The organism is Arthrobacter sp. JCM 19049, from assembly GCF_001310435.1.
In genome coordinates this window covers 1-3,738 of sequence record NZ_BAXF01000206.1, presented here as the reverse complement: position 1 = coordinate 3,738, position 3,738 = coordinate 1, and the positions used below count along the sequence as shown (strand labels likewise).

The window sequence follows — 3,738 nt, the reverse complement described above, 5'->3', positions numbered from 1 at the left end:
CCGGAAGGCCAGGCCCCGCAGCACACCGAGCCCGGTGAACGCGACGAGAGCCAGGCCGAACCGGTGGTGATCCGCCCGGAAAACGAGGCAACCCCCAGCGGCGAGCCACAGCCCGAATCCAAGCACCCGGCAACCCAGGACATCCGGGGGAACCGGGCACCCCGGGCAGCGGACCGCAGAACGAGGGACGCTAGCTGCCGGACACCGGCGCGCACCACGGCGTACCACCCGGTTGCCGGTGAAAGACAAAGCGGTGGGCCACGGAAGGAATTCTTCCGTGGCCCACCGCTTTTCGCTGTCCTGCCCTGGCGTCGCGCCGGCCGGCTTAGCCGCGCAGCTTGGCCATCCAGGCCTCAACCTCATCCGGGTCGCGCGGCAGCGCCGCCGAGAGGTTCACCCCGCCCTCGGCGGTGACCAGGATGTCATCCTCGATGCGCACCCCGATGCCGCGGTACTCCTCGGGGATCGCCAGGTCCTCGTTCTTGAAGTACAGGCCCGGCTCGATGGTGAAGACCATGCCCTCCTGCAGCTCGGCGTCCAGGTAGAGTTCCGCGCGGGCCTGGGCGCAGTCGTGCACATCCAGGCCCAGGTGGTGGCTGGTGCCGTGCGGCATCCAGCGGCGGTGGTGCTGCCCCTCCGGGGAGAGCGCCTCCTCCAGCGGCACCGGCAGCAGGCCCCAGGAGTCCAGGTTCTCGGCCAGCACGCGGGTGGCGATGTTGTGCAGGTCGCGGAACTTCAGGCCCGGCTTCACCGCGGCGAATGCGGCGTCGGCGGCATCCAGCACGGCCTGGTAGATCTTGCGCTGCACGTCGGTGAACTTGCCCGAGACCGGCAACGAGCGGGTGATGTCGGCGGTGTACAGCGAATCGGCTTCCACCCCGGCGTCCAGCAGCAGCACTTCGCCCTCGCGCACGGTCCCGTTGTTGCGGATCCAGTGCAGGATGGTGGCGTTGTTGCCGCTGGCGGCGATGGTGTCGTAGCCCAGTTCGTTGCCCTCGGCCCGGGCGCGGGCGAAGAAGGCGCCTTCGACGATGCGTTCCCCGCGCTGGTGGGCGATGGCCTTGTCCAGGCTGCGCACCACGTCCTCGAACCCCTCAATGGTGGCGGCCACCGAGTGCTTCAGTTCCTTGATCTCGTACTCGTCCTTGACCAGACGCAGTTCGGAGACGAATTCGGCCAGCTCGTTGTCCAGGGCGTCGGCGGCCTCAAGGTCCTGGCCGGTGTTGATGCGGGAGGTGTCCACTAGGGCCTCGACGTTCAAATCGACCTCGCGCACCAGGCGGATGCGGATGCCGCCCAGGGCCTGCGGGCCGGAGTTCTTGGTGATCGCCATTTCCAGCTGCTCCAGCCCCTCGGTGGGCATGCCGGTACGGGCGGACATCTTGGACAGCGTGGGGCGCGGGCCGATCCAGAATTCCCCGGACCGCGAGTTCAGGTAGAACTCGGTGGAGTCCCGTCCGGCCATGGGGGCGAAGTACAAGGTGGCGCTGTGTTGCCGCCCTCATCCCCGGCGCCTCGTCGGTGGGTTCCAGGATCAGCACGGCATCCGGCTCATGGTCCACACCCAGCCCGGTCAGGTGGGCGAAGGCCGAGTGCGGGCGGAAACGGTAGTCGGTGTCGTTGCTGCGCACCTTCAGCGGCCCGGCCGGGATGACCAGGCGCTCACCCGGGAAGCGCTCGGACAGGGCCTTGCGGCGCTGCGCGGCATAGCTGGCGGCCTCATCGGCCTCGGGCAGCTCGGAGGTGTCCGGTGCCCAGTTCGAGGCCATGAATTCCTTGAAGGCCCGCGAGGTGGGTCGCTGCGAGCGGTTGTTGACGCGGTCTTCCAGTGGTTGATCGTTGCCGGGGGTGTTCGATGCATCAGTGGTCATAGTTCCCATATTCTCACCTGCCGCCGGTGCGCACAAAGCGCGGGGCGACCGGATAGTCTAGAGCCATGCTGATCGACCTGCACGCCCATTCGAATATTTCCGATGGCACCGAACCTCCGGGCCAGTTGATTGATTCGGCGGTGGCGGCGGGGCTGGACGTGGTGGCGCTGACCGACCACGACCAGACCACCGGGTGGCACGAGGCGCGGGCGCGGGCCGTGGAACGCGGGATCGGGTTCGTGCCGGGGATGGAGATCACCTGCCATTCGCGCACCGGAATCAGCGTGCACCTGCTCAGTTACCTGCATGACCCGACCTACAAGCCGTTGCTTGATGAACTGGAGGTCACCCGCTGCGCCCGCGAGTACCGGGCGCAGCGGATCGTGGGGCTGCTCTCGGAGGACTACCCGATCAGTTGGGAGCTGGTCCAGGAACACACCCAGCCGGGCACCACGGTGGGCCGCCCGCACATCGCCGACGCGCTGGTCACCGCCGGGGTGGTCGCACCCGGAAGAGGCCTTCGCCAGCATGCTCTCCTCCCGGTCGCGCTACTACGTCTCCCACCCGGCGGTGTACCCGGTGGACGCCGTGCGCCTGGTGCGCGAGGCCGGCGGGGTTCCGGTCTTCGCCCACCCGATGGCCTCGGCCCGCGGACGAGTGGTGCCCCCGGAGGACTTCGAGGAGCTGATTGAGGCGGGGCTGGCCGGTCTGGAGATTGACCACCGGGACAATTCCGAGCCCGGGCGCAAGTTCCTGCGCGAGTTGGCCCAGCGCCATGACCTGATCATCACCGGGTCCTCGGACTATCACGGGGCGGGCAAGCCGAACCGGCTGGGGGAGAACAGCACCGACCCGCAGATGCTTCAGCGGATCTTGTCCGCCGGCACCGGCTCCCCGGCCTCAATGTAGCGGGTTCCCTCGCCCAGGCGGGACTGCATGACCTCAATGGCCTGCGGGTTCTGGTCCACCAGCAGGAAGCGGCGTCCAAGCTTCGCGGCCACCGCGCCGGTGGTGCCCGAACCGGCGAAGAAGTCCAGCACCCAGTCATCGGGGCGCGAGGACGCGGTGATGATCCGGCGCAGGATGCCTCGGGCTTCTGGGTGGGGTAGCCGGTCTTTTCCCTGCCGGTGGGCGAAACGATGGTGTGCCACCACACGTCGGTGGGCAGCTTGCCGCGTTCACGTTTTTCCGGGGTCACCAGCCGGGAGCCATATAGGGTTCGCGGTCCACCTCGGTGGAGTCGAAATGGTAGGCCTTGGGGTTCTTCACATACACCAGGATGGTGTCGTGCTTGGAGGGCCAGCGCCGGTTGGTGCGCGCCCCATAGTCATACGCCCAGATCAGTTCGTTCAGGAAGCAATCGCGGCCGAAGATCTCATCGAGCAGCACCTTGACATAGTGCACCTCACGGTAGTCCAGGTGCACGTACAAGGTGCCGTCCTCCGCCAGCAGCCGGTGCGCCTGAACCAGGCGCGGGGCGATGAAGCTCAGATAGTCATCGAAGCGGTCCTGGTAGGAGCGCGCCTGGCCCAGCTCGGTGATGTAGTCCAGGCCCTTGAAGCCAATCCGGTCGCCTTCCCCGGCGGCGGCACGCACCGTAGTGCGTGCCGCGCGGGTCTGCTTGCGTCCGGTGTTGAACGGCGGGTCGACGTAGATCAGAGAGAAGCTGGCGTCGGGCAGCAGGCCGAGCACATGCTGGTTATCGCCGTGCACCACCGTGTTCGGCCCGGCCGGGTCGAAGAGCGGTGGGTGTGCATCGAGCTCGGCAGTGTCACGTGCGCGGTGTTCCTTCCATCAAAGCGTTGCTGCTGCCTGAGTCCGGCAGGCTAGTCGTCCTGCCGGGGAGCCGAGTCCTGGCTGCGGGTGC

At 67.7% G+C, this 3,738-nt stretch carries 3 pseudogenes; 1 reads left to right on the top strand and 2 read right to left on the bottom strand.

Annotated features, from left to right (window positions below):
• Nucleotides 1–325: 325 nt before the first annotated feature.
• Nucleotides 326–1,871: pseudogene (locus JCM19049_RS09520) on the bottom strand (aminopeptidase P family protein).
• A 65-nt stretch (nucleotides 1,872–1,936) separates the two neighbouring features.
• On the opposite strand from JCM19049_RS09520, the pseudogene JCM19049_RS09515 reads away from it, so the two are divergent.
• Nucleotides 1,937–2,780: pseudogene (locus JCM19049_RS09515) on the top strand (PHP domain-containing protein).
• On the opposite strand, the pseudogene JCM19049_RS09510 reads toward JCM19049_RS09515, so the two are convergent.
• Nucleotides 2,735–3,587, bottom strand: a pseudogene (locus tag JCM19049_RS09510) (site-specific DNA-methyltransferase). The pseudogenes JCM19049_RS09515 and JCM19049_RS09510 overlap by 46 nt on opposite strands.
• Between the last annotated feature and the right edge of the window lie 151 nt (nucleotides 3,588–3,738).